This window comes from Ligaoa zhengdingensis (assembly GCF_014384885.1).
In the GTDB taxonomy this organism is placed as follows: Bacteria; Bacillota; Clostridia; order Oscillospirales; family Ruminococcaceae; genus Ligaoa; species Ligaoa zhengdingensis.
In genome coordinates, this window is record NZ_JACRST010000069.1 from 1 (window position 1) to 1967 (window position 1967).

Here is a 1967-nt window from a genome sequence, read left to right on the forward strand (position 1 = left end):
TCTGACGAGGAAAAAGAACTTGCTCTGAAAATGAAGGGCATACTTGACCGCATTGATGAGGAAACAAGGATTGACCGTACCACGGCTTTTCGAGCCGTACTTGATAAGATGGCAAAAGAGCCGGAAGAAAACTGGTCGCTTCACTATATGGCAACATTGCTGGAAGCACTGCTATACTTCATGCTGAATGAAGGAAATGAAAAGATTGATGAGGAAGAACACAATGAGCAATAAACTTGTAGCATATTTTTCTGCGTCCGGCGTGACCGCGAAAGTAGCTGAGACGCTGGCAGAGGCAATCGGCGCGGACATCTTTGAGATTGAGCCGAAGGTGCCTTATACGGAAGCTGATCTGAACTGGATGGACAAGAACGCCCGCAGCACGATTGAGATGAACGATCCTGCTTCCCGTCCTGAGATTGCCGTGAAGCGGGACAACATGAAGGACTACGATACCATCTTTGTGGGCTTCCCGATCTGGTGGTATGTCGCGCCGACGATTATCAATACGTTCCTTGAGAGCTATGATCTGACCGGCAAGACAATTATCCCGTTTGCAACCTCCGGTGGAAGCGACATTGGCAAGACGAACGAGCGCCTTGCGCCGAGCTGCAAAGGTGCAAAGCTGATGGACGGCAAGGTCTTCAAGGGTAGCGTCGAGCATCAGGAGCTTGCGGCGTGGGTTGAAGGACTTGGACTTTGAAAAGAGTACAAATCGAATTTATTAAGGAGGATATGGATGAAACTGTTTTTATGTTCGCACTTTTCAAGTGTAGGAAGTTTGATAAAAGAAGAAATTGATAACAAGAAAGTCGCATTTATTCCCACAGCTTCGCTGCGTGAAGGCTATACCGGTTATGTCGGCTCGGCTCGAAAGCTATTCAATAAACTGGGAGCAGCCGTAACTGAAATTGATATTTCAACGGAGGCTTATTTAACGATACAGTCTGTTTTTGAAGATGTGGATGTGATATATTTTACTGGTGGAAATTCTTTCTTCCTTATGGACCAGCTCCGTAAAACGGGAACGGATGAGCTATTGAAGAAGGAATTGGAAAAGGGAAAACTGATGATCGGTGAATCGGCAGGTGCGATTATATGCGCTCCAACTATCCAATATATTGAACAAATGGATGAAAAGCCGGAGGACTACTCACAAGAAGATGATGCAGGGCTTGATTTGATTGATTTCTATGTTCTTCCGCATTATCTTACAGCACCATTTAAGAAAGTTACCGAGAAAATAATGACTGATTTTTCGGATTTGAATCTATGCCCAATTAACAACCGTCAGGGAATTGTAATTGATGGTGAAGATTCAAAGGTTATTTGCAAAGACTAATTTGAAAATTCCAGTTTAACGAACAGGAGATGATGATCGCATGAAAATCCTACATGAACTTTCTTGGCTATGGGAAACGCTGGGCATTGCGCTTGTTGCTGCGGCTGTCTGCATGGCTTGCGCCGCGCTGATTGGCAAGGCAGCGAAGAAGAAACTCGGCAAAAAGGTGTTGGCAGTCATAGGGGCTGCTGCATTTGTGGGCGCGATTCTGGCGGTCATTCTGATCGCCCGGACACCGATGCCGCTTTGACAGAATAGGAGAAACTGACAATGATTGTTCTTACAGAGCAGATAGAGATTCCGGCTTCCTATGAAAAATTAAAGGCATGGACTGCTAACTTTGAGGAAGAGTTTGTGAAATGGAGTCCCTACCACATCGAATGCAATCTCTATAACGGGAACTATCATGCTGGAAGCAAGGTCCGCTTCCGCGAGATCGTCATGGGGCTGGACTACGATGTGACAGGCACGATTACGGAATGCGAACAGGATGAGAACCACTTCCGCATTGTATTCCGGAGCGACAAGAAGACGGCGTTCATCACCTTTGAAGGGAAAAGAACTGAAACAGGATGCCATTTCTCTCACACCGAGGCTTTCGGCATGACAACGCCGGTAATTGGGG

The 1967-nt window shown here is 46.2% G+C and carries 4 protein-coding genes and 1 pseudogene; all 5 read left to right on the top strand.

Annotation, left to right across the window (positions count from 1 at the left end):
- Positions 1-234: pseudogene (locus H8711_RS13565) on the top strand (hypothetical protein); the annotation flags it as partial.
- Positions 224-703, top strand: a complete 480-nt coding sequence (locus tag H8711_RS13570) for a flavodoxin (protein WP_249283873.1) — start codon at positions 224-226, stop codon at positions 701-703. The pseudogene H8711_RS13565 and the gene H8711_RS13570, both read left to right, overlap by 11 nt.
- Before the next feature lie 36 nt (positions 704-739).
- Positions 740-1342: a Type 1 glutamine amidotransferase-like domain-containing protein gene (locus H8711_RS13575; RefSeq protein ID WP_249283874.1), complete on the top strand. Its 603-nt coding sequence runs from the start codon at positions 740-742 to the stop codon at positions 1340-1342.
- 40 nt (positions 1343-1382) lie between these two features.
- Entirely contained in the window at positions 1383-1592 is a 210-nt protein-coding gene (locus H8711_RS13580; protein ID WP_118564803.1) for a hypothetical protein, read from the top strand.
- A 20-nt stretch (positions 1593-1612) separates the two neighbouring features.
- A partial coding sequence (locus H8711_RS13585) for an SRPBCC family protein (RefSeq protein ID WP_249283875.1) occupies positions 1613-1967 on the top strand: 355 nt, incomplete at its 3' end.